The 22,049-nt window shown below is 64.5% G+C and carries 23 protein-coding genes and 2 riboswitches; of the genes, 16 read left to right on the forward strand and 7 right to left on the reverse strand.

From position 1 onward, the window contains the following. Nucleotides 1-18 precede the first annotated feature (18 nt). The 3 genes from PSET11_RS02510 to PSET11_RS02515 all read left to right on the forward strand — a co-directional run bounded on the left by PSET11_RS02510 (nt 19) and on the right by PSET11_RS02515 (nt 1,937). Nucleotides 19-627 carry a DUF6597 domain-containing transcriptional factor gene (locus PSET11_RS02510; protein ID WP_345788804.1) on the forward strand — a complete coding sequence of 203 codons (609 nt, stop codon included), beginning with the start codon at nt 19-21 and terminating at the stop codon, nt 625-627. A gap of 29 nt (nt 628-656) precedes the next feature. Next, nucleotides 657-842, forward strand: a complete 186-nt coding sequence (locus PSET11_RS17050; protein WP_345788807.1) for an AraC family transcriptional regulator — start codon at nt 657-659, stop codon at nt 840-842. Nucleotides 843-968: 126 nt separating this feature from the next. Beyond that, complete coding sequence (locus PSET11_RS02515; RefSeq protein ID WP_124090462.1) at nt 969-1,937, forward strand: AraC-like ligand-binding domain-containing protein; 969 nt, start codon at nt 969-971, stop codon at nt 1,935-1,937. A gap of 219 nt (nt 1,938-2,156) precedes the next feature. On the opposite strand, the gene PSET11_RS02520 is transcribed toward PSET11_RS02515, so the two are convergent. Further along, on the reverse strand, nt 2,157-3,611 hold the full coding sequence (locus PSET11_RS02520; RefSeq protein WP_124090464.1) for an APC family permease: 1,455 nt from the start codon (nt 3,609-3,611) through the stop codon (nt 2,157-2,159). A 242-nt stretch (nt 3,612-3,853) separates the two neighbouring features. Here PSET11_RS02520 and PSET11_RS02525 point away from each other — a divergent pair, with 242 nt between their 5' ends. From PSET11_RS02525 to PSET11_RS02555, 7 genes are all read left to right on the forward strand, one after another. Further along, entirely contained in the window at nt 3,854-5,263 is a 1,410-nt protein-coding gene (locus PSET11_RS02525; RefSeq protein WP_124090466.1) for an aldehyde dehydrogenase family protein, read from the forward strand. Nucleotides 5,264-5,379: 116 nt separating this feature from the next. Beyond that, entirely contained in the window at nt 5,380-6,198 is an 819-nt protein-coding gene (locus tag PSET11_RS02530; protein ID WP_124090468.1) for a methyltransferase domain-containing protein, read from the forward strand. A 31-nt stretch (nt 6,199-6,229) separates the two neighbouring features. Next, nucleotides 6,230-6,853: a LysE family transporter gene (locus PSET11_RS02535; RefSeq protein ID WP_124090470.1), complete on the forward strand. Its 624-nt coding sequence runs from the start codon at nt 6,230-6,232 to the stop codon at nt 6,851-6,853. Between the two features lie 118 nt (nt 6,854-6,971). Continuing rightward, nucleotides 6,972-7,505, forward strand: coding sequence for a low molecular weight protein-tyrosine-phosphatase (locus PSET11_RS02540; RefSeq protein WP_124090473.1), 534 nt, complete (start codon nt 6,972-6,974; stop codon nt 7,503-7,505). A 64-nt stretch (nt 7,506-7,569) separates the two neighbouring features. Next, entirely contained in the window at nt 7,570-8,700 is a 1,131-nt protein-coding gene (locus PSET11_RS02545) for a GTP-binding protein (RefSeq protein WP_124090475.1), read from the forward strand. Then, entirely contained in the window at nt 8,697-8,819 is a 123-nt protein-coding gene (gene ykgO, locus PSET11_RS02550; RefSeq protein WP_124090477.1) for a type B 50S ribosomal protein L36, read from the forward strand. Before PSET11_RS02545 ends, ykgO begins: the two co-directional genes overlap by 4 nt. Before the next feature lie 16 nt (nt 8,820-8,835). Further along, a complete protein-coding gene (locus PSET11_RS02555; RefSeq protein WP_124090479.1) occupies nt 8,836-10,887 on the forward strand; it encodes a chorismate-binding protein in 2,052 nt (683 codons plus the stop codon). A 9-nt stretch (nt 10,888-10,896) separates the two neighbouring features. On the opposite strand, the gene cls is transcribed toward PSET11_RS02555, so the two are convergent. After that, entirely contained in the window at nt 10,897-12,327 is a 1,431-nt protein-coding gene (gene cls / locus PSET11_RS02560) for a cardiolipin synthase (RefSeq protein WP_377947557.1), read from the reverse strand. Between the two features lie 134 nt (nt 12,328-12,461). Here cls and PSET11_RS02565 point away from each other — a divergent pair, with 134 nt between their 5' ends. Continuing rightward, nucleotides 12,462-13,388: an aminodeoxychorismate lyase gene (locus tag PSET11_RS02565; RefSeq protein ID WP_124090481.1), complete on the forward strand. Its 927-nt coding sequence runs from the start codon at nt 12,462-12,464 to the stop codon at nt 13,386-13,388. A 4-nt stretch (nt 13,389-13,392) separates the two neighbouring features. Here the strand turns inward: PSET11_RS02565 and PSET11_RS02570 are convergent, their stop codons facing one another. Then, nucleotides 13,393-14,094 (reverse strand): TetR/AcrR family transcriptional regulator C-terminal domain-containing protein, encoded by a 702-nt coding sequence (locus PSET11_RS02570; protein WP_124090483.1) that lies wholly within the window; start codon nt 14,092-14,094, stop codon nt 13,393-13,395. A 235-nt stretch (nt 14,095-14,329) separates the two neighbouring features. On the opposite strand from PSET11_RS02570, the gene PSET11_RS02575 reads away from it, so the two are divergent. From PSET11_RS02575 to PSET11_RS02590, 4 genes are all read left to right on the forward strand, one after another. Continuing rightward, the gene (locus tag PSET11_RS02575) at nt 14,330-14,584 is read left to right on the forward strand and encodes a hypothetical protein (protein WP_124090485.1); all 255 of its coding nucleotides are present in this window, start codon (nt 14,330-14,332) and stop codon (nt 14,582-14,584) included. A gap of 191 nt (nt 14,585-14,775) precedes the next feature. Then, nucleotides 14,776-14,891: riboswitch (SAM riboswitch) on the forward strand. Between the two features lie 13 nt (nt 14,892-14,904). Beyond that, a complete protein-coding gene (locus PSET11_RS02580) occupies nt 14,905-15,156 on the forward strand; it encodes a DUF1737 domain-containing protein (protein ID WP_124090488.1) in 252 nt (83 codons plus the stop codon). Next, nucleotides 15,153-15,563 carry a rhodanese-like domain-containing protein gene (locus tag PSET11_RS02585; protein WP_124090490.1) on the forward strand — a complete coding sequence of 137 codons (411 nt, stop codon included), beginning with the start codon at nt 15,153-15,155 and terminating at the stop codon, nt 15,561-15,563. The genes PSET11_RS02580 and PSET11_RS02585 overlap by 4 nt, the downstream gene beginning before the upstream one ends. Continuing rightward, nucleotides 15,564-16,772, forward strand: coding sequence for an O-succinylhomoserine sulfhydrylase (locus PSET11_RS02590; protein WP_124090492.1), 1,209 nt, complete (start codon nt 15,564-15,566; stop codon nt 16,770-16,772). Nucleotides 16,773-16,781: 9 nt separating this feature from the next. Here the strand turns inward: PSET11_RS02590 and PSET11_RS02595 are convergent, their stop codons facing one another. The 4 genes from PSET11_RS02595 to PSET11_RS02610 form a co-directional block, all read right to left on the reverse strand. Further along, nucleotides 16,782-18,305: a UDP-N-acetylglucosamine 1-carboxyvinyltransferase gene (locus PSET11_RS02595; protein ID WP_124090494.1), complete on the reverse strand. Its 1,524-nt coding sequence runs from the start codon at nt 18,303-18,305 to the stop codon at nt 16,782-16,784. Between the two features lie 154 nt (nt 18,306-18,459). After that, nucleotides 18,460-19,260 carry an energy-coupling factor transporter transmembrane component T family protein gene (locus PSET11_RS02600; RefSeq protein WP_124090496.1) on the reverse strand — a complete coding sequence of 267 codons (801 nt, stop codon included), beginning with the start codon at nt 19,258-19,260 and terminating at the stop codon, nt 18,460-18,462. Continuing rightward, nucleotides 19,257-20,792, reverse strand: a complete 1,536-nt coding sequence (locus PSET11_RS02605) for an ABC transporter ATP-binding protein (protein WP_124090498.1) — start codon at nt 20,790-20,792, stop codon at nt 19,257-19,259. Before PSET11_RS02605 ends, PSET11_RS02600 begins: the two co-directional genes overlap by 4 nt. Then, entirely contained in the window at nt 20,792-21,415 is a 624-nt protein-coding gene (locus PSET11_RS02610; protein WP_124090500.1) for an ECF transporter S component, read from the reverse strand. The genes PSET11_RS02605 and PSET11_RS02610 overlap by 1 nt, the downstream gene beginning before the upstream one ends. Before the next feature lie 64 nt (nt 21,416-21,479). Further along, a riboswitch (TPP riboswitch) is annotated at nt 21,480-21,618 on the reverse strand. Nucleotides 21,619-21,758: 140 nt separating this feature from the next. On the opposite strand from PSET11_RS02610, the gene PSET11_RS02615 reads away from it, so the two are divergent. Beyond that, a complete protein-coding gene (locus tag PSET11_RS02615) occupies nt 21,759-22,019 on the forward strand; it encodes a DUF4235 domain-containing protein (RefSeq protein WP_124090502.1) in 261 nt (86 codons plus the stop codon). Nucleotides 22,020-22,049 lie beyond the last annotated feature (30 nt).

A 22,049-nucleotide genomic window follows, 5' to 3' on the forward strand; every position in this document is an offset into this window, starting at 1 on the left:
ACACGAAGGGATGGGTCCGTGGAACAGTCATTTCAGGGGATTCTCTACCCCGCCCGGCTGCCCACCTTTCACCGGATTCCAGCGCCGCCCGCCGTCGCGGACTGGGTCCAGTGGTTTTGGATTCCTGAGTGGAACATCGAACCTGGCCGCACCTCCCGCCAGCACCTGATCGCCTTCCCCAACTCGAACCTGGTGGTGGAACCAGACGGCGTTGCCCTTTCCGGCCCGTCCACCCGGGCATCGCACCGGGACTTGAGCGGGCAGGGCTGGGCCGTCGGCGCGCTGCTGCGCCCGGCAGCGGTTCCGCTGTTCAGCTCCGACCCCGCCAGCCTGCGAGACAAGGAAGTGGCGTTCCCAGCGAATGTCCTGCACGGCCCGGTTTCGGCGGCCATGGCCGCTGGCGCCGCGTCCGACGCCGGTACCCACCGGGAGCAGGCAGTCCACGCCTTTGTTGGGTGGCTGGCTGCGTTGGCGGGACCTGCCGCGTCGGCCGAGGCCTTGCTGGCCAACAGACTCTTGGCCGTCATTGATACGGAGCCGGACCTGACACGCATCGAAGACGTAGCGAGCGTGTTGGCAGTATCGCCGCGAACACTGCAGCGGCTGGCCAAGAGTACATCGGTCTAGGCCCCGCCGAGCTGATTCGGCGCAGGAGGCTGCAGGAAGCGGCGGAGACGACGCGGCTGGATCCCGCCGTCGACCTTTCAGCCCTTGCGGCCGAACTGGGCTACGCAGACCACGCACACCTGACCCATGACTTCCAGAAGTATCTTGGCTTCACGCCCACGACGTACCGCCGAGCGGTTGGCGATTCCGCCACGGGCCAGCCGGCACACGAATAAGGCGAACAGCGCCACCGGTTTTTCGACGACTGTTGAAAAAAGAAGTGGGCGACGCTAATCTGGAAGGACTGTGCTCCAGGACACATTCCCGGGGCTGGTCTCGACCCACCAGGCGTCAGGATGGTCATGCCTCCCTCAGCAGCAGCTCCACCACAGCCTCAGCAGCTCATCTCGAGTGTTGCCACCTCGTTTGACCACTGGCGGCACCTCGTGGCGGAATCCTTCGTGCCGCTGGCCGCCCAAACCCGCGACCCAGACGGCTTCCATGGAACGCTGCGGTCCCGGACCCTGGACCGGATGTCCATCGTGGAGGTCTCGGCCACGTCGCACGAGGTGCACCGCACCCCAGCCCTCATCGCCAGGGCCAGCGAGCGCTATTTCAAGCTCAACCTGCAATTGGAGGGCACTGGCCTGCTGATCCAGGACAACCGCGAGGCGGTCCTGCGCCCCGGCGACCTGGCCATCTACGACACCAGCAAGCCGTATACCCTTTCCTTCGAGGAAAACGCCCGGCTCATGGTGATCATGTTCCCGTGCGATGCCCTGGCCCTGCCCACTGACTATGTGGGCCAACTCGCCGCCGTCCGGATGGCAGGTAACACTGGCCTGAGCGGAATTGTGGGTCAGTTCATTGCCCAACTGGCAGGCAACCTTGATGTGCTCAGCGGTCCGAGCGGCTCGCGGCTGGCGGCCAACGCCCTGGACCTGGTGTCCACCATGCTGCACGGCGAGATGGACTTGGCCCCCGACCGGATGCGACCCCAGGCCTTGCTGGCCGTCTCCGCCCGGGAATACATCGACGCCAACCTTTCTGACCCGCAGCTTTCCCCCGCCAGTATCGCCGCCGCCCATTTCATCTCCACCCGCCAGCTCCACAAAATCTTCCACGAGTCCGGTTCCACGGTGGCGGGCTGGATCAGGAGTCAACGGCTCGACGGCGCCCGTCGCGACCTGCAAGACCCGCTCCATGCTGGAAAACCCGTGGGCGCCGTGGCCGCCCGCTGGGGATTCGTGGACGCCGCGCACTTCAGCCGCACTTTCCGCGATGCTTACGGCATCTCCCCCAGCGATTGGCGCCGCGGCGTCCGGGCCTGAGTTTTCGCACCGTTCTCGCGGATGTTGAATTCTCTGGGCTTGTTGCTGGCACCCCACGGGCAGGATTCGCTGCCTGGGAGCGGGAAGTATCCGGATCCCGACAGCTCACGTCGGCTGCCTGGAGTGGCTGGTACGAGGAAGAGGCCTGACGGGCGGGGCCTCCTGACGCCCCAGCCCGCCACGGCTACCGTCCACAGCTGCGGACCGCAGCCCGCGCACTCAGGCGGGCTGCCGCCGTCGTTGGATGACCACCTCCACCACGACGCCCGCCGCATAGACCACCGGAACGCTGGCCAACAGGGCCGTTGCGGTTCCAGCGCTGCCGCCAATGAGTGCGGTGAAGTTGCCCACCACCAGCGACAGCACCCAGATGAGGAGGATGGCGCCCGCAACGGGTGCGATCCGTGTCTGCAAGAGCTTGCCCGGCTCGGGATTCTGGCTGAAATACCTGACCACGGCCGCCGAGCAGAGGATGTAGAGGACCAACAGGGCCGCCACGGCGAGGCCGCTGAACCAGGAGAAGAGGCTGAGGACCGGGTCCAGGCCCGCCACGGCGAACGGCATGACGAACAGTACGGCCAACGCGGTCTGGATCCACGCGGCTACGGCGGGTGCGCGGTGCCGGTTGGTGCGTGCGATGGCCGCAGGCAGCGAACCGCGCAGCGCCAGGGAATGCAGGTAGCGGTTGATGCCATTATGGAAGGCTACGATCCCCGCCAAGAGCGAGGTGACCAGCAGGACGCCGGTGAGCACTCCCGCCCAGGGGCCGAACAATTCCACCATGGGACCGAGGACAAACGTGGTGGAATCACCGGATTCCAACGCCGCTCCAGCTGCGGCCATCACCTGGGACGGCCCGTAGTAGCTCACCAGGGTCCAGGAAATGAAGGCGAAGAAGACAGAGATGACGCCCACCGAAAGGTAGGTGGCCCGGGCCACGGTGCGCTGCGGGTCTTTGGCCTCCGCAGAGTAGATGGCGGTGGATTCAAAACCGAACATGGACGCGACGGCGAACATGATGGCCACGCCCGGGGCACCGGCGGCAATCGCGTCCGGGGCGAAGGACGAGGCAAGGCTGAGCCCTTCCGGACCGCCGCCGCGGAACAACACGGTGAAGCCAAACACCAGGAGCACCGCAACTTCCAGGCTCACCAGGACGGACAGGACGCGGGCCCCGAGTTCAATGTTCAACGAACCCAGCACCTGAACCCCCGCCATGGTCACCAACGCCAGCACCCACCACGGCACCCCGATCCCCACCGAGGCGAGGAGGCCGGAAAACGCAGCCCCATACAGGCCGTACATGGCCGCCTGAATGGTGTTGTAGGCCAGCAACGCCAGCCATGCGGTGCCGGCTCCCGTCTTTGGCCCGAACGCCGCGGTCACGTACGCGTAAAACGCCCCATTGGCTCGAATTCTGCGGCTCATGGCCACAAAACCCACGGCAAAGATGGCGATCACGACGCCGACAATCAAATACGCGCCCGGCGCGCCGGCGCCGTTGCCCAAAGCCGCCGCGAGCGGCGCGGCCCCTACGATTCCGGTCAGGGGCGCTTGTGCGGAGAGAACGAAGAAGAGGATGCCCAGCACGCCAATACTGCCCGAGCGCAGCGCGGTGGAATGGTCCTTGCCGGCGGCCTCATCGGTTCGAGGCTCGGAATTCGAAATGCTCATTGGATCCCTTTTCTGGCGGTCGGTGGTGCTGGATAGCTCAGCTTGGCACCCGCGAGCGCGCAGGTTTTGTCAGGCAGCGATCAATCCTTGTCCTTCAGCGCAAGGGTGGGCCGGGGAACATTTTTGTTCACTCTTCGCCAACAGTCCTGCACCAGGAGACAAGGATTTGACGCGAAAGGGCAGGAGACTGGTGGCACGTCGTCGGGTTGGCCGACGCCTTGCCTACTCGAAGTGGAGTAACAGTGGAAACCTACGAAGCGCTGCTGGCGTCCATCACCCCGCAATCCGGAGCAACCCGCACCATCCTTGATCCGGCCACCGGCGGGGCGGTCGGCGAGGCTCCCGTCCACACCGTCGAGGACCTGGACGCCGCCGTCACAGCTGCTGCGGCAGCACAGCCCGCGTGGGCTGCGTTGGGGCACGACGCCCGGTCCGCCGCGCTCCTCAAAGCAGCCGACGCCGTCGAACGCTCCGCTGAGGAACTCGCCCAGCTGCTCTCCCGGGAGCAGGGCAAACCGCTCAACGGCCCCAACGCGCGGTTCGAGGTAGGCGCGTGCGCCGCCTGGCTGCGTGCGGCTGCTGGCACGCCATTACCCACCGAGACGGTGGTGGACGACGGCGAAACCCGGGCCGAGCTGCACTACCGGCCCATCGGCGTCGTCGGGGCGATTGGTCCCTGGAACTGGCCCATGATGATCACCGTCTGGCAGATCGCCCCCGCGCTGCGGATGGGCAACGCCATCGTGGTCAAACCCTCCGAATACACCCCACTGAGCGTGTTGGCGCTGGTCAAGGTCATCAACCAGGAACTCCCCGAGGGTCTGCTGTCGGTAGTGTCCGGCGGCCGCGACGTCGGCGAGGCGTTGGCTGCGCACCCCGCAATCGGCAAGATCATGTTCACCGGCTCCACCGCCACGGGCAAGGCCATCATCAAGTCCTCCGCCGATACCGTGAAGCGGCTGACCCTGGAACTCGGCGGCAACGACGCCGGGATCGTGCTGCCCGACGCGGACCCCAAGACCATCGCCCAAGACCTTTTCTGGGGCGCCTTCATCAACACCGGCCAGACTTGTGCGGCGCTCAAGCGGCTCTACGTGCACGACTCCCTGTACGAGGCAGTCTGCAGCGAGCTCGTGGCCGTGGCCGCCGCCATGCCGATGGGCAACGGCCTGGACGAGAACAACGTGCTCGGTCCGCTGCAGAACCGCCAGCAGTACACCGTCGTGGCGGATCTCGTGGAAGCTGCCCGCGACTCCGGCGCCCGGATTCTGCTCGGCGGCAACCCGGACGCGAACCAGCCCGGCAACTTCTACCCCACCACCCTAGTGGCGGACATCGACAACCAGAACCCGCTGGTAGCCCAGGAACAGTTCGGCCCCGCACTGCCCATCATCCGCTACAGCACCGTGGACGAGGCGGTAGCCATGGCCAACGCGCTCGACGTCGGGCTAGGCGCCTCCGTCTGGTCAGCCGACCTCGGCGCGGCCCGGGAAGTCGCCGCCCGCATCCAGGCCGGCACCGTCTGGATCAACAAGCACGGCGCTGTGGATCCCCGTGTCCCCTTCGGCGGCGCCAAGCAGTCCGGCTACGGGTTGGAGTTCGGCGTTGAAGGCCTCAAGGCACTCGGCGTCCCGCAGGTGATCAACGGCTAGGCCCACCTCCTCCGAGCCTTCCCCGCCGAGATGGCACGTCGTGGCGATGTTGCCCCCAAGCATTGCCTTTAAATGCCATCTCGCGCGGGGGTTATGCCGGGCGGTACCGTAAGGAAATGAGCGACGAACTGCCCCAGGAAGACGTCTATTCGCATGGTCATCACGAGTCGGTGGTCCGCGCCCACGCTGCTAGGACTGCCGAAAACTCCGCGGCATTCGTCCTGCCCCATTTGAACCCCGGGATAACGCTGCTCGACGTCGGCTGCGGGCCCGGCAGCATCACCTGCGATTTCGCCTCAATGATCGCGCCAGGGCATGTCACGGGGATCGACCGCTCCCCGGAGGTGATTCGGCAGGCGCAGGCCCTCGCCGCTGAACGGGATGTCCGCAACGTGGACTTCGTGGCCGGCAACATCTACGACCTTGAGTTCAACGACGGAACGTTCGACGTCGTTCACGCCCACCAGGTGCTCCAGCACCTGACCGACCCGGTCGAAGCCCTCCGAGAGATGCGCAGGGTCGCTAAACCCGGGGGCATCGTGGCCATCCGAGACGCCGACTTCCACGGCATGAGTTGGTATCCGGCCTTTCCCGAACTCGACGAGTGGATGGCGCTCTACCAGCGGATTGCCCGGCGCAACGATGCAGAGCCCGACGCCGGCCGTCGACTCGTTTCCTGGGCACAGTCCGCGGGATTCACGGATGTGGCGCCCACCAGCAGCAACTGGCTTTACGCCACCGATCAGCAACGCCGCTGGCAGGCCCGGGTCTGGAGTGAACGGGTGCTGCACTCGGCTTTCGGGGAGCAGGCACTGGAATACGGTTTCGCCAATCCGTCGGACCTAGCGCGCATTTCGGCGGGTTGGCACCGCTGGGGTTCCACCCACGACGGCTGGTTCCTGATTCCCAACGGGGAGGTCATCGCACGGGCCTGAGGCAGTGTGCGCTCACCCGTAAGCTTGGCTGGTGCAAATATCGCTTTGGCTGGCCCTGGTGGGTGCAGGCTTTCTGATCAGCTTCACTCCCGGCGCGGGCGCCATCAACACCATGAACAACGCGCTGAGCGCCGGCTTCCGCCGTTCCATGTGGGGCATCCTGGGCCAACAAGTGGCGCTGGTCATCCACGTGCTGATTGTTGCCCTAGGCGTAGGGGTCCTGGTGTCCAGCTCGCCGATCGCTTTCAATGTCATCCGTTACGCTGGCGCCGCGTACTTGGTCTACTTGGGGATCCGTCAGTTCCTCAGCAAGCCAGACCCGGCCGAGCTCGAGTCGGGGGCCCTCCAGAACGAACCGGCGTGGTCAATTTTCCGCAGGGGTTTGTGGGTCAACCTGCTCAACCCCAAGGCGATCGTCTTCTTCCTCGCCTTCATGCCACAGTTCATTCGGCCCGACGAACCGCTGCTCGGCCAATATGCAGTGCTGACGGCCACGGTGGTGGTGATCGACATCCTGGTCATGTGGTTCTTCTTCGCGGCTGGAGCCCGGTCCTTCTACCGGTTCACCAAGACCCCCCGGGGACAGGTGGTCCTCAGCAAGGTCTTCGGCGTCCTGTTCGTCGCTGTGGGAATCCTGCTGGCGTTCATCCATTAGCGCGCCAGGCAGGCTCATCTCCGGAACTCCCCAGCGCCTGTCACGTAACTTTACAACTTAGTCAATTATTGTGAACAGGGTCCTAGCCAACGGCGGCGTGAACGCGCATGCTAGAGCCATGAACTCAACGCCGAGCCCATACCGCGTCATAACCGTCTGCACCGGCAATATCTGCCGGTCGCCCATGGCCCAAATTATGCTCACCGAAGCCCTGCCCCGGGAGGGCCTTGCCACGCTGGTCGCCGTGGACTCTGCGGGCACCACGGGCTACGAAGCCGGCAGGCCCATTGACCCCAGGGCTGCGCGCAGGTTGGCCGCTACCCAGCTGAGTTCAGACCAGCACGTGGCCCGCGAGTGGCAGCCGGAGTGGTTCCGTGAGCGCGATTTGATCCTGGCCCTTGATGTGGACCACTATGCGTGGCTCAGCCAAGCGGCCCCTGACGGCGAATCGCTGCGGAAGATCCGCATGCTCCGCAGCTTCGACCCAACCATGGCCGGCTCGGACCTACTGGACCAAGGCATTGAGGACCCCTGGTACGGCGGTCGCGCAGATTTCGACATCGTCTGGCACCAGATCCGCGCCGCACTGCCGGGACTCGTGGCGCATTTGCGGGCAGCGCCCCAGAAGGAACCGCATCTCAGCTCGCTTTGACTGCTTCGGAAGCGACGAAAAGGCACGTTTCTAGTTGAGAATGATTCTCATGTAAACTATGGGAATGGATCTTCTCCTCATCAGTTCCCTCGATGGACTCTGCCGTCAGCAAGCTTGTGAAGAAATAGCTGCAGCGCACCCCGGCAGCGTGCTCGTTGTCCACGATCTGCTCGAGGATGGGTTAGTGATCCGGCGCATCTACCAAGACTCGACCCTGGTAGAGCGGACAGAGACCACCTTGGAGCACGGTTGCCTCAGCTGCGTGCTGCGACTTGACCTTGTTCCGACGGTGGAACGCCTTCTCAAGGATGCTCCTCGGCCCATCGTCGTCAGCCTCCCGCCAACTGTCCCCGCGGCTCTGGCGGTTGACGCCCTCAACCGAGGCCTTGGGCACGCCGCCGAGGTGGCTGCCGTGGTTGTGGCCTGCGCTGCCGACGCACTCGAGGATCATCTCTGGGATGCCCACACCTTGTTCGAATCGGGTTTCACCCCCATCGCCAGCGATGACCGCACCGCCGGCGAGTTTCTGCTCGGTGAACTCGATTTCGCCGAGACAGTGCTCTTGGCCGCACCGGAGATCGTACCCGTCAATCCTGCCGACGTGGAGCGTGGCAGGCATCTTCTCCGTGAGCTTGCAGCGCATGCCCACCTCGCCGAGAAGGCGACCCGCCTGCGACCCGGCCGCTTCAACTACGCCACATCCTTGGCGAGGACCCTTCCTGGTGCGGTCCACCCACCTCGGGGCGGACCGCGCCAGCGCAGCGCCGCTGCGTCGAAGGACCCGAAGCCCCGACAGCCCGCCGCCGTTGGGCCTGGGGCATCGCCGTTCACCACTGTTTTCCACTCGGCCCACCGACCGCTTCACCCTGGTCGCTTCCGCGAGGCGTTGGGCTCCTTGGCGGCCGGCTGCTGCGTGCTGCGCGGCCACGTCTGGATGGCTTCGGCGCCTGAGTGCCGGATAGCCGTCCAGGGCATCGGTCCCCGCGTCTGGCTGGAGAATATCGGCGCGTGGCCAGCAAAGTCTGCCGAAATGCGCGACGGCGGCCACTCCACAGCTGTTTCGGCCACCGGCGAGGGACTCGACGCGGCAGAAATCTTCGCGCTGCTCACCGCCTGCGAACTGACGGACGCGGAAATGTCGGCGCTCAACAGCTCATCAGCAGCCAATCAACCACTAGAGAAGGAGACACCATGAAAGTCAGGAATTCGTTGCGGGCCCTGAAGAAGATCCCGGGCGCACAGATAGTGCGACGCCGCGGGCGGACCTTCGTCATCAACAAGTTGAACCCCCGGATGAAAGCCCGGCAAGGTTAGCTGTACGCTCTAAGCCATGAGCCCAGCCCCCGTCATCATCGCCATCGACGGGCGCTCGGGCGCAGGGAAGACCACACTGGCAGTCGAAATGGCGGCGCACCTGCGCGCACACCACCGCGTGTCCCTCTTCCATCTGGAGGACATCTACCCGGGCTGGAACGGGCTGGCCGCCGGCATTGAACGCTACGTGGCTACAGTTCTGCAGCCTCTGGTCCGCGGCGAGGCGGCAACGTGGACCAGCTGGGACTGGGCTAGGCACTACGACGGCGAACCCCGCGTCACGCTGCCGGCCGAAATCGTGATTGTGGAAGGGGTGGGCGCGGCGGCGGCCACTGCCCGGCCCTTCCTCAGCGCGGTCATCTGGGCTGAGTCGCCGGCGGACCTTCGTCGGGCCCGGGCCATCAACCGTGACGGCGCCACGTACGAACCTTTCTGGGAGCAATGGGCGGCCCAGGAAGATGCTTGGCTTGAAACTGACGATGTCCCACAACAGGCCGGCATTCGGCTGCAAAATCCCGCGGACGGCACCGCGCCGCAGCAGATCCTGAACCTGCTGCCCTACCTTCCTGCGCTGTCAGGTGTGCTGGCCCCGGAACTGTCAGCCCGGCAGGCGCTGCGGCTCCATGCCGAGCGGCTCGACCTCACCCCGAATGCCTCGGAGCTCTTCCACACCCTTTACGGCCAATCACCGCGGGCAGTGTGGCTGGACTCGTCCGACGCAGGCAACCCGGGCGCCGGTTCCAGGAGCCGGTTCAGCATCATGGCCGACGACGGCGGCACGTTCGGCCAGTACGCCACACACCGTTCCGGGAACACCACCGTCAGCGCGCGAGACGCCGTCGCCACAGTGCCGGGAGGCTTCTTCCGGTGGCTGCACAGTGTCTGGGGCCGCCGCGCCGTCCGAACACCCGAAGACTATCCCGGCCAGTTCACGCTCGGGTGGCTTGGCTACCTTGGCTATGAACTGAAGCGGGAGACGGGCGGATCCGACCAGAACGCGACCACCCCTGACGCCGCCCTGATCTTCGCAGGGCGGGCAGTAGTGCTGGACCATAGCGAGAATTCCGTGTGGCTCCTCGGCCTAGACGCTCCTGACCTAGACCCGTGGTTGCAGGTTGCCCGATCCGCCGTGGCGAACGCATGCACCGCCCTTACTGGCACCGACACAGCGGCACTAAATGCTGCCCCGAACTTCCGGAGCCGCGACACCGGCATCGAATACAGGCGGAAAGTTCGAGCCGCGCAGCGGGAGATCGCTGACGGCAACTCCTACGAGGTGTGCCTGACCACATCCCTTGCAGCAACTGTGGCGGCCGGCGATTTCGATCCCTGGCCGCACTACCTCCGGCTGCGGAGCAGCAACCCTGCCCCGTTTGCCAGCTACCTGGCCTTCGACGGCCTCGCTGTGGCCAGCACGTCGCCTGAACGTTTCCTCCGGATCGCGTCCGACGGTGCGATGCGGGCCGAGCCTATCAAGGGCACCCGGCGCCGGGGCGCCACCGCCGCTGATGACGACGTGCTGAGGGCTGACCTTGCGTCCTCCCCGAAAGACCGGGCCGAGAACATCATGATCGTTGACTTGCTCCGTAACGATCTCAGCCACTTTGCGGTCCCCGGTTCGGTGACGGTCAGCCGGCTTTGCGCCATTGAAAGCTATGCCACGGTGCACCAGATGGTCAGCACCATTGATGCTCACCTGCAGCCAGGTTCGGCGCGGGCGGAGGCGGTTGCCGCCTGCTTTCCTGCTGGCTCCATGACAGGTGCCCCTAAGATCAGCACCATGGCCATCCTGGATACGTTGGAGGACGGCCCCCGTGGACTGTACTCAGGAGCCATTGGTTACTTTTCGCTCAACGGCGCCACGGACCTCGCCGTGGCCATCAGGACGCTGGTTGCCTCCCAGCACTCGGAAGATGACGCCAGCGCTCATGATGTCCATCTGAGTCTCGGCGTGGGCGGCGCGATTACCGCCGATTCAGTCCCTGAGGACGAGTACCAGGAAATCCGGACCAAGGCCTTTGGCGTCCTGTCAGCCCTGGGCACCGAATTCCCCAACGACAACGGCTAGGAAGCGCTCCTACTGAACTGTGGCCGTCAATCGGGCCACGTTGTCGACGTAGCGAGCTGCTAGCGGACGATTGACCCAAGCGTCGAGCTGGAGCTCTTTGGAAATGCCCCGGTACGTGTCCTCGACGGCCCGCATCTTGGCCACCATGTCGGCGCCCAGTAGCATGACGGAAACTTCCATGTTCAGCGAGAAGGAGCGCATGTCCATATTGCTGGAGCCCAAGACCGCAACCTCCTCGTCAATGGTGAAATGCTTCGCGTGCAGGACCAGCGGCGCCTTGTACAAGTAGATGCGTACCCCTGCTGACAGCAGCGCCTCGTAGTACGACCGTTGCGCATGATGCACTAGGAACTGGTCTCCCTTTTCTGAGACGAAGAGTTCCACATCCACCCCGCGTTGCGCGGCGGTCGTGATCGCGTAGAGCAGGGAGTCGTCAGGGACAAAGTAGGGGCTGCAGATGGAGATTCGACGCTGCGCCGAGTAGATCAACGTGTTGAAGAGCCGCAGATTGTTTTCCGTGATGAACCCGGGCCCGCTGGGCACCACCTGGGCTGTGATGGCGCCTGGAGTGATGTTCGGTGGCAGCTGCAACTGGTCTTCAAGGGACTCGTCTGTCTCGCTCAACCAGTCAGTAGCGAACACCACGTTGAGGGTCGTGACCACAGGTCCTCGCAGGCAAGCCATCAACTCAACCCACTCCCGGCCTGCCTTGCGGTGCCGTGGGTTGTTATATGAGGGTTCGATCAGGTTCTGTGACCCAGTGAAAGCCACTTCACCATCGATGACCAGGATCTTCCGGTGGTTCCGCAGGTCGGGGCGACGCCACTGGCCGTGGATGGGGAGCAGCGGCAACATCCGCCGCCACTGGATCTTTCCGCTCCGGAGCCTGGCCAACAGCGTCCGATACCCCTTGACGCGCAGCGTTCCAATGTGGTCGAAGAGGAGCCGGACAGCGACGCCACGCTCTGCAGCTTCCTCAAGCGCAGTGAGCAGCGGATCAGTGATGTGGTCCGAACTCATGATGTAGAACTCGGCGTTGACGAACTTCTTGGCGTTCCGGACAGCGTCGGTCATGGCTGCAATAGAGTCCGGGTAGCCGGGAATGAGGTCCACAGAGTTGCCGTCCACCATGGGCAGGGATCCCAGCCGCCGGTTAAGTTCGCCTGCCGACTTCACCCATTCCGGACCCTCGAAGTGACTCTCCGCGGCCGCCAGCGAAGACAAACCAGCACGGACTCGCTCGTTGACGTCCTGCTGCTGCTCGCGGCGGCGACTAGACAATTTGAAGTTACCAAAGAGCAGAAACAGCACGATGCCCACGAAGGGGATGAAGAAGATTCCCAGCAGCCACGCCATGGCGGTGGTAGGGCGCCGGTTGCCCGGGATGATGCCAATGGCCAGGACTCGGATGGCAAAATCGGCTACGGCTAGAACGGTCACTACCCACGCTGGCGCAGTGCCGGCTAGCGAAAATGGCCACAACACGAGAACCCCCGGAAGACGAGCGCCCGACGGACGGATTCCGGCCGGCGTCAGCCCAGCTTATAGGCGCGGCCCCGCACTAAGCTGGAGCCATGACCTCTCCTACCCCCGTGGTTCTTGTTTTCCTTGACCCTGCAGTGCCTGATGGCAGGCTGGCGGACGCGTCCCAGCCACAGCTGATGGTTACGGATCAAGGAGCCACCCGGGGCGATGGAATCTTCGAAACGATGTTGGCCGTGGACGGCACCGTCCGGAAGATGCAGGCCCACCTGGATCGGCTAGCGGGCTCAGGCGAAGCCCTGGACCTAGCAGTTCCAGATGCCGACCAGTGGCGTCGGGCCATCGCCACCGGCTTGGAATCCCACACCTCGCAACACGGGCCACAGGGGCCAGGCCACGAACTCGTGGTCAAACTGGTCCTGACGCGGGGGCCAGAGGGCGCTGCCGGCCCCACCGCGTGGGTGCAAGTGTCTCCGGTGGGTGACATGGGCAAGCGCCAGCGGGAAGCGGGCATTGACGTGATCCTCCTTGATCGTGGGTATGACAGTGGAGCGGCAGAACGGGCGCCGTGGCTCCTCATGGGCGCCAAGACCCTCTCCTACGCCGTCAATATGGCGGCCCTGCGCTATGCGCACGCTCAGGGTGCCGACGACGTCATTTTCTACTCCTCCGATGGTCGGGTCTTGGAGGGCCCCACGTCTACGGTGCTCCTTGCCCATGTGGAAAAGTCCGACGACGGCACCCAGACCAAGCGCCTCATCACTCCGCAGTTGGATAGCGGCATCCTCGCAGGTACCTCGCAGGGGGCCCTATTCAAGGCAGCTAAAGCTGCCGGTTGGGAGCTCGGCTACGGTCCGCTGGAACCGCAGGACCTGTTAGACGCAGACGCCGTGTGGCTGATCTCCAGCGTGCGCCTGCTCGCCCCGGTCAACCGGATTGATGGTCAAGCTATCGGCACTCGCGCCACCCAAGCGGAACTCACCAAAGAGTTGACACAGCTTTTGGCCGGCACCGAGTAAGGCCTCACTCCGCAGCATGCGCTGACAACTGCACTTCAAGCCCCGTCAGCAGAATCGCCAGCCCCTGATCCAATTCAGCAACGCCGTCATAGTCCGCCAGGTCGGCCGCCATGGCGCGAAGCCGCGGAAACTCCTTAGCCGGTAAGCGGTGCAGGCCCAGCCGCAGAAGGGCCTCGTTTTCGTCCACGTCAACCACGAACTCCTGCAGTTCGTTCAAGATGTGACCATAGAGGTAGCCGTAGTAGGCCCGGTAGACGTGCAAAGCCTGTGCTGGAGCAAATCCTGCCTCAATCAGCAGGTCCAGAATCTGTTCCAGGGGGCGCAGGGTGCCGAGCGGCCGTAACCCCAGCGGTGTGGACAGCGGCCGGGTCACCAGCAATGGCACCACGTTGGGATGCTCTAGGGCCAGCAGCCGCAGTCTGTGGGCGATGTCCCGGAGCTGGGCTTTCCAGTCGGATCCGCTTGCGGTGACTTCCAGCTGGTCCAGCACCAGCTCTAGGACGCCATCAAGCAGCGCCGAACGGTTCTGAGCGTACCGGTAAAGACTCATGGGATCCCTGCCAAGCTCTTGGCCAAGCTTTCGCATGGTCAAGGACTCCAACCCACCCGCATCCAGCAGGGCCAAGGCGGTGGTCAGCACCAGCTCGCGGCTGAGCCGCGCTTTCGGCTGGGTCGCATCGGCCTGGGGGGTTGTGGCGGGAGCCATGGAATCCGTTCTGAGTCGAGGCAAATGCTGGGCGAGCGGCGCTTGCCGGTTTGCCTATCTACGGGTAAAGTCTACAACGTAGATAGTTCCTATGCCTCGCAATACTAGCAAAAATTGTCAAGCATCAACGTAGACATACAGCGGAACCACCTACCCTCTCCTGCTGAGTGCAAGCACTGAGGATCGCTGCTGTAGCCGAACGGCGGCATCACGCACCGAGCGAAGGGACGCCGTGATGGCACATTCGCAGTTTGACACTTTCCTTGCCGAAGCCACCCAACGAGATACCGTCGCGGAAACCAGCCTGGACCGTGACCGCCTGTATGGGCTGTACACCAGCTGGTGCTTCATCAACCAGCATGCGCCCGGACCCGAATCGAGCTTTTGGGCAGCCATGAAGGGTCGCGTGACGCCGGGCCGCAACGGTCTGCGCATGAAGGGCCCAGCGGCAACGAACTACATCATGGCCAGCTTCCCCGGCCTGGTCTAGCCACATCCCCGGCCACAACGCCGGACACGCCAGCAGTTCCCACGAAAGCCCGGCATCGGCCAGCTACCCCCAGCCGCCCGTGCCGGGCTTTTGCATGCCCGGCAGACACCGCACGCGGCGGCGGACCTTCAATGACGGATCATGACGGCGGCAATCCACGGTCGACGCCAGCAAGTGTTACGTTTTGCGTGAGTAATGAGTACCGGCTTCCAGCCCTGACTGGCCGGTCGGCAACCCTCCTTCCACGGCGGGGTGCCTCAGGTGAATACTCGGCATATCGAAAATCCTCGAGTTGCAAGCGTGAGAAAAGGAGATCCGTCGTGTCCGACGCACCCGAAATAAAACTGTCATACCGCCTCATCACCGGCCCTGATAACCGCGAGTTTTGTGAGCGGATCTCATCCGCCCTGGCAGACGGCTACATACTGCACGGGAACCCGGCAGCAACTTTCAACGGGACAAGCGTCATCGTGGCGCAGGCGGTGGTGTTGCCTGCCGCGATCGCAGCGGCAGACGCTGCCGTGGCCACTGCCGTGGACAGCCTCGAGTTCGACGGCGAGGGCCACGCATGAGTTACGCTGGCGACCTGGATCCCCACGCAGCGTGGGCCAAGCTGGAGCAGGGCGCCATCCTGGTGGATGTTCGCACCGAAGCCGAGTGGGCCCACATTGGGATTCCTGACACGAAGGCCACCGAGAACGATCCCTTGTTCATCCAATGGACGTTGCCTGGCGGAGTCTCGAATCCGAACTTCCTCACGGACCTGCTGCAACAAGCGCCGGAAGCTGACGGAGCCGAACTGCTTTTCCTTTGCCGGTCCGGCCAGCGCTCCATCGCGGCAGCTACCGCAGCAACGCAGGCCGGATTCACCGCCTACAACGTACTCGAGGGCTTCGAGGGCGAACCCGATCGCTATGGCGAACGAAGCGTCAATGGGTGGAAGAACCGAGGCCTGCCCACCAACCTGGGCATCGGCTAGATGGGTTTCAACGACGCCGCCGCCGACTGGAACCCCGACACCCAGGCCGTCCGCGGTGGACTTGACCGCACGGCCTTCCAGGAAACCAGCGAAGCTGTCTTCCTGAACTCAGGGTTCGTCTATGAATCAGCGGCCGCGGCAGAACGCGCCTTCACGGGCGAAGATGAGCGCTTTGTCTACTCCCGGTACGGCAACCCCTCCGTGGCGACCTTCCAGGAGCGACTGCGCCTGCTGGAGGGAACCGAAGCGTGCTTTGCCACAGCGTCTGGAATGGCGGCAGTCTTCGCCGCGCTGGGCGCTTTGTTGGCAGCCGGCGACCGGGTAGTAGCGTCCCGATCCCTCTTCGGATCCTGCTTCGTCATCCTGAACGAGATCCTGCCCCGCTGGGGTGTGGAAACAGTTTTTGTCGACGGACCGGACCTGGACCAGTGGCGCGAGGCCCTGTCGCAGCCCACCACGGCAGTCTTTTTCGAGTCGCCCTCAAACCCCATGCAGGAAATTGTTGATATCAGGGCCGTCAGCGACCTTGCCCATGCCGCCGGCGCAACGGTGGTGGTGGACAACGTCTTCGCCACCCCACTCCTGCAACGCTGCGGTAAGTTCGGCGCGGACGTGGTGGTGTACTCGGGAACCAAGCACATTGACGGCCAGGGCCGGGTGCTGGGGGGAGCCATCCTGGGGACCAAAGACTTCATCAACGGACCCGTGAAGCAACTCATGCGCCACACCGGACCTTCGCTGTCACCATTCAACGCCTGGGTGCTGACCAAGGGGTTGGAGACTATGGCGTTGCGGGTGAACCATTCCTCAACAACCGCCCTGCGGATCGCCGAGTGGCTGGAGCAGCAACCCGCAGTCAACTGGGTACGGTACCCGCTGCTCGCCTCGCACCCGCAACACGAACTTGCCGCCCGGCAGATGCGCGCCGGTGGGACAGTGCTGACGCTGGAGTTGGCCTCGGGACCCTCCGTGAGCGGTAAGGACGCAGCCTTCGCCCTGTTGGACGGCCTGCGCATCATCGACATTTCGAACAACCTCGGCGACTCGAAATCGTTGATTACGCACCCGGCCACCACGACCCACCGGGCCATGGGCCCGGAGGGTAGGGCCGCGATCGGCCTGAGTGACGGCGTCGTACGTCTTTCCGTTGGGCTAGAAGATCCCGAGGACCTGATCCGCGACCTGGAGCAGGCACTCAAGCAGATCTAGCCGCCCGCGTCAGTCTTGGAAGTATTCAATCTTGGCGCCGATGGTGTTCAGCCGCTCGGCCAGGTCCTCGTAGCCGCGCTCAATGACGTAGATATTGCGCAGCTCGGAGACACCGCGGGCGGCCAGCATGGCCAAAAGGAGGCAGGCTGCCGGTCGCAGCGCTGGCGGGCAGCCGACCTCCGCGGCGCGCCACTTGGTGGGCCCTTGGACGTAGATCCGGTGCGGGTCCAGCAATTGCACCTGCGCACCCAGCCGGTTTAGTTCGGTCAGGTAGATGGCCCGGTTTTCGTAGACCCAATCGTGGATCATCGTCTGGCCGGTAGCGTTGGCCGCGATGACTGCGAAGAACGGCAGGTTATCGATGTTCAATCCCGGGAACGGCATCGGGTGGATTTTGTCCTCCGGCGCCTTGAGCTCCGAGGGCTTGGTGGTCACATCAACCAGCCGGGTCCGGCCGTTGCGGGCCATGTACTCCCCGGAAACTTCCAGCTGCTGCCCCATTTGGCCCAGGGTTGCCAGCTCGATTTCCATGAACTCAATGGGGACCCGCCGGACCGTGACCTCTGAGTTGGTGACGATCCCGGCGGTAATCAGGCTCATCGCTTCAATAGGGTCCTCGGACGGGAAGTATTCGATCTGGGCATCAATATGCGGGCGGCCGGTGATCCGCAGAGTGGTGGTGCCCACGCCGGCGATCACGACGCCGAGCATCTGCAGGTAGAAGCACAGGTCCTGCACCATGTAGTTAGGGCTGGCGTTCCGGATGACCGTGGTGCCGCGGCGGTGCGCAGCCGCCATGATGGCGTTCTCGGTGACAGTGTCCCCGCGTTCGCTGAGCACGAAGGACCTGTCGAGTGAATCGGGTTCCGGCGCCTGGACACTGTAGAAACCGGCGGTTGCTTCGACCGACAAACCGTACTGGCGCAGCGCCTGCATATGCGGCTCCACCGTCCGGGTGCCAAGGTCGCAACCACCGGCGTAGGGCAGTCGGTACTCGTTGGCCTCATCCAACAGCGGGCCAAGCAGCATGATGACGCTGCGGGTGCGGCGGGCAGCCTCAACGTCCATGGCGTCCAGGTTGAGGACCGCTGGCCGGCGAAGCTGCAGGTCAGTGTCGTTCAGCCACGTGCATTCGACGCCGATGCTCGTGAGCACCTCGACAATCCGGTTGACTTCCTCGATCCGGGCCAGCCGCCGGAGCACGGTGGTCCCACGGTTGATGAGGCTAGCGCACAGTAGGGCCACGCCAGCGTTCTTGCTGCTGTTGACATCGACAGCGCCGGACAGGGTCCTGCCGCCTTCAACCCGGAGGTGCGTCATGGGCTGCCTGCCAACATTGACAATGCTGCGCTCGAAGATGGTTTCCAGCCGCTGGATCATCTTCAGGCTGAGGTTTTGTTTGCCCTGCTCCATCCGGGCAACGGCACTCTGGCTGGTACCCAGCTCAGTGGCCAACTGGCCCTGCGTCCAGCCCTTCTCGCTGCGGGCATCCCGCAACATGGCAGCAACGTGTTCAACGGTCTCCTGAGTCATGCTCCGAAATATATCATGAATGAGTTATTGGCCGACGAACTACGCGCCCAAGGCGGAGCGGATCGACCAAATCATGCTTGATTGCGGAGCAGAGTACCCGGACCATGGGATACGGCTGGGCATGCAAGGTTCCGTAGCGCCCACACCGGCAGCGCTACTCCCCCAGCCACACCATATTCCATGTGCCAGCAGAAACCGCGGCGGTCACTGCTGCCGCCGCAATCAGCAGCCCGCCCGCCACCACCCAGACGTCCAGCACACTGTAGGTGGATACCCGCGCCCACGTGCGCTGGCCGCCGCCGAAGCCGCGGGCCTCCATGGTCACCGCGAGCCGAGACGCACGTCGGATGGCCTGGACCAAGAGGCCGAAACTTTGGCCCAGGGTGGCCTTGATCCGTTGCGGTACGCTGCCGCGCGAGCCCACGCCGCGGGCGCGGCGGGCCATTCCGATGGTCTGCCACTCCTCGGCCATCAATCCCACCAGTCGCATGGCCGCCAAGGTGCCCAGTACAAAACGGTGCGGTAGCCGGGCCTTCTGCGCCAGGGCGTCTGCTAGATCCGTCGGATCCGTGCAGCTCATCAGCAGCACTGCGGGGAGCGCGATCGCCAGGCCGCGGAGGAAGAACCCGGCGCCGGTCTCGAGTGAGCCCTCGCTCATGGTCCAAATCCCGACGTCGAGCAGCGTCCGCCCGCTGTCTGCCGCCAATATTGAGGTGCTCCAGCCGCCAATGGCTGCTGCGATGATCAGCGGCCAGCCGCGCTGCCACAAAAGTGCCAAGGTGAGGCCAGCCAGCGGAAACAATAGCAACTCGAAGACCAGCGCCACCGAGGCGGAGACCCAGTCGATGGACAGTGCCAGCACCAGGGTGATCAGAAAGACGGCGGCGAATTTGCTGAGCGGATTGGCCCGGGTGAGAAGAGCTTGGCTGCCGCGCAGGTTCAGTTCCTGCCTCATGGCGCCACCCGCTCCGGGGCGGACAGCCGAAGCTCCGCCCCTCCCAGTGCTGCCGTGAATTCAGCGTCGTGGGTCACGGAGACCACGGCAGTTCCGGCGTCGAGCATTTCCACGAGGAAGGATGCGAGCTCGGCCCAAGTCAACGCATCCTGGCCGAACGTTGGTTCGTCGAGGATCAGGACGCGCGGGCTGGCGGCCAGCACGGTGGCCACGGACAGCCTGCGTTTTTCGCCGCCGGACAAGGTGTAGGGATTCGCATCCACCAAGGCGGTGAGCCGGAGCCGCTCCAACAGTTCGTCCACCCGGTCCTCGCCACGCCCCAGATGGCGTGGGCCAAAGCGTAGCTCGTCGAGGACATTGCCGGTGACAAACTGGTGCTCGGGTTCCTGGAAAACAGTCCCTATCCGGGAAATCAACTGTTCGGCCTTCCACCGGTATGGATCGATCCCGGCGCCACGGCTCAACTCTGGTGCGGCAGACACCGTTCCGGCCACCGGCTCCAACAAGCCTGCCAGGGTGAGCGCGAAGGTTGATTTTCCTGCACCGTTAGGGCCCGTGACGGCCAAGGCCTGGCCAGCTCGAACCTGGGCGACAATGTCCTCTTGGACCGGCGTTGGCGGGATTTTACGGAAGCCGCTGCGCCGCGGCCGCTCCCGGGAGACGGCAAGGCCTTCTGCGGCCAGCAGTAGGTCACCGGCTCCGGCTGCCGCGGGTGCGTGGGCTCGGGTGGCAGGAACGTGCCCCGGCACCCAGACACCCGCAGCGACCAGCATGGACTTCGCCGCAGCCAACACCTCGGCCGGTGGGCCATCGAGTAACACCGCAGAATCCGTGGTGGATCCTGGCTGCAGGACCACAATCCGGTCCACGGCGTCCTTCCAGATCGCCACCCGGTGCTCCACCACCACCAGCGTGGCCCCCGTGGCGTCCACGCAACGCGCCACGGCATCACGGACGTCCAGCACACCGTCGGGGTCCAGGTTGGCGGTGGGCTCGTCCAGCAGGATCAGCCCGGGTTGCATGGCCAAGATCCCGGCCAGTGCCAGGCGTTGCTTCTGGCCGCCGGATAAGGCAGCGGTGGGGTGCTCCAGCGGAAGGTGGGAGAGCCCAACGTCGGCCAGCGCCTGATGCACGCGGGCCCAGATCTCGTCGCGGGGCACCGCCAGGTTCTCGGCACCGAACGCCACGTCGTCCCCTACGCGCGAGAGGACTACCTGAGTCTCCGGGTCCTGTTGCATCAGCCCTGCTCGGCCGCGTTGGGCGCGCGGCGAATGGCCGTCCAGCAGGAGCGAGCCTGACTCGTCGGAGTCGCCCGCGTCGTCGTTGCTATCCCCTAGCACCCCGGCGAGGGCGTGCAGCAGCGTGGATTTACCGGCGCCGGAAGGGCCCAGCAGGAGCACCCGCTCCCCCGGCTGGATGTCCAGGTCGAGGGAACGGACTGCTGGTGCGGTCCTGCCAGCGTGCCGCCAGCCCCAGCCGCGGGCTGTGACGGCGGCCGGGCGGGGCAGTGCGTCGGATTGGTAGGCAGGCATCAGGCGAAGACGGGCTCGGTGGCGGCCTTTCGGGAGGCGAAAGCGCCGAGGACACCGGTCTTGGCCAAGCCGCGGGTGGCGAGCCAAGACAGGCCGCCGGCAATGATGGCGCCAGAGATTGCGGTGAAGACGATATAGGCCAGCTTGTCGCCACCGGAGTACGCGATATTCCAACCCCACGGGGCAAACGAATCGTTCAGGCCGCAGAAGAAGCCTGCGGCAGCGCCGGCCAGCAGGGCGACCGGTAGGTTGAACTTCCGGTACACGAAGATGGCGAAGAGTATTTCTGCGCCGAGGCCCTGCACGAAGCCGGAGAACAGCACGGAGGCACCGTACTGCGAGCCCATGAACAGTTCGCCAGTGGCCGCGATGGTTTCGCAAAACAGTGCGGCGCCCGGCTTGCGGATGATCAGCATGCCCAAGACAGCAGGAATCATCCACCCCCCGGCCAACAGGCCGGTCAGGGGCGGGTAGACGGCATTCATCGGGGCCGAAACAGCAGCAGCACCCTGGGACCATGCCCAGAAAATGATGCCGCCGGTGATGGCCAGCAAAGCCGCCACCACGATGTCCACAACGCGCCAGGATTTAGTGGTGCTCTTTTTGATTACTGCAGTGCTCATGAATGTCCTCCTGAGGAACAGGAGGGGGAAGTTGCGGCGGTGGCTGGTGCCACTGTTTACCGCGTACTTCGAGAACTCGACTCCCTTGCGCCGGTACTAACCGGATCAGGTTCGAGGGTCTGCGGATGCCCGCACTCTCAGCGCCCACCTGCAACGACTGGCCGTGACCAGTGCCCGACGGCGGCGCTCCCCTGTCGTTGATTGTTGACGTTGTTAATCTTGCCCGGTTGGGCGTGCCCAGTTTACACCTGGGGTGCACCGAAGCGCCGGGTGCGCTGGCGAATTCGCCGTAGATGACCGATAGGCTAGGGAAAGGAATGCTGTCTGCGCATAAGGAGTACCAATGAATCTCTTCATCAAGCTGCTGGGCATGGGCCTTAGCCTGGGCGCCGGCTTCGTTGGCACCAAGCTGGTCAACACGGTCTGGGAAAAATCCACCGGGAACCAGCCGCCGTCCGGCAAGGAAGACACCGCCACCAGCCTGCGCTCGGCGCTGACCTTTGCCTTGATCTCCGCAGGCGTCAGCACCGTCATCCAGGTCCTGACCAGCCGCGGCACGCAGCGCGCCATCGAGCGCTTCGCCAAGAGCACCGACATCGTCTAGCCAGCTCGACGGGTCGCCAGCCCTGCGCCC

The organism is Arthrobacter ulcerisalmonis (assembly GCF_900609065.1).
Classification (GTDB): Bacteria; Actinomycetota; Actinomycetes; order Actinomycetales; family Micrococcaceae; genus Arthrobacter; species Arthrobacter ulcerisalmonis.

Coding starts and splice junctions, on each gene's coding strand:
- PSET11_RS02595 (WP_124090494.1), bottom strand. CDS start 18,305: ATGACTCAGGAGACCGTTGAACACGTTGCTGCCATGTTGCGGGATGCC.
- PSET11_RS02600 (WP_124090496.1), bottom strand. CDS start 19,260: ATGAGGCAGGAACTGAACCTGCGCGGCAGCCAAGCTCTTCTCACCCGG.
- PSET11_RS02530 (WP_124090468.1), top strand. CDS start 5,380: ATGAGCGACGAACTGCCCCAGGAAGACGTCTATTCGCATGGTCATCAC.
- PSET11_RS02545 (WP_124090475.1), top strand. CDS start 7,570: ATGGATCTTCTCCTCATCAGTTCCCTCGATGGACTCTGCCGTCAGCAA.
- PSET11_RS02515 (WP_124090462.1), top strand. CDS start 969: ATGCCTCCCTCAGCAGCAGCTCCACCACAGCCTCAGCAGCTCATCTCG.
- ykgO (WP_124090477.1), top strand. CDS start 8,697: ATGAAAGTCAGGAATTCGTTGCGGGCCCTGAAGAAGATCCCGGGCGCA.
- PSET11_RS02555 (WP_124090479.1), top strand. CDS start 8,836: ATGAGCCCAGCCCCCGTCATCATCGCCATCGACGGGCGCTCGGGCGCA.
- PSET11_RS02590 (WP_124090492.1), top strand. CDS start 15,564: ATGGGTTTCAACGACGCCGCCGCCGACTGGAACCCCGACACCCAGGCC.
- PSET11_RS02540 (WP_124090473.1), top strand. CDS start 6,972: ATGAACTCAACGCCGAGCCCATACCGCGTCATAACCGTCTGCACCGGC.
- PSET11_RS02565 (WP_124090481.1), top strand. CDS start 12,462: ATGACCTCTCCTACCCCCGTGGTTCTTGTTTTCCTTGACCCTGCAGTG.
- PSET11_RS02585 (WP_124090490.1), top strand. CDS start 15,153: ATGAGTTACGCTGGCGACCTGGATCCCCACGCAGCGTGGGCCAAGCTG.
- PSET11_RS02575 (WP_124090485.1), top strand. CDS start 14,330: ATGGCACATTCGCAGTTTGACACTTTCCTTGCCGAAGCCACCCAACGA.
- PSET11_RS02605 (WP_124090498.1), bottom strand. CDS start 20,792: ATGCCTGCCTACCAATCCGACGCACTGCCCCGCCCGGCCGCCGTCACA.
- PSET11_RS02570 (WP_124090483.1), bottom strand. CDS start 14,094: ATGGCTCCCGCCACAACCCCCCAGGCCGATGCGACCCAGCCGAAAGCG.
- PSET11_RS02615 (WP_124090502.1), top strand. CDS start 21,759: ATGAATCTCTTCATCAAGCTGCTGGGCATGGGCCTTAGCCTGGGCGCC.
- PSET11_RS02610 (WP_124090500.1), bottom strand. CDS start 21,415: ATGAGCACTGCAGTAATCAAAAAGAGCACCACTAAATCCTGGCGCGTT.
- PSET11_RS02520 (WP_124090464.1), bottom strand. CDS start 3,611: ATGAGCATTTCGAATTCCGAGCCTCGAACCGATGAGGCCGCCGGCAAG.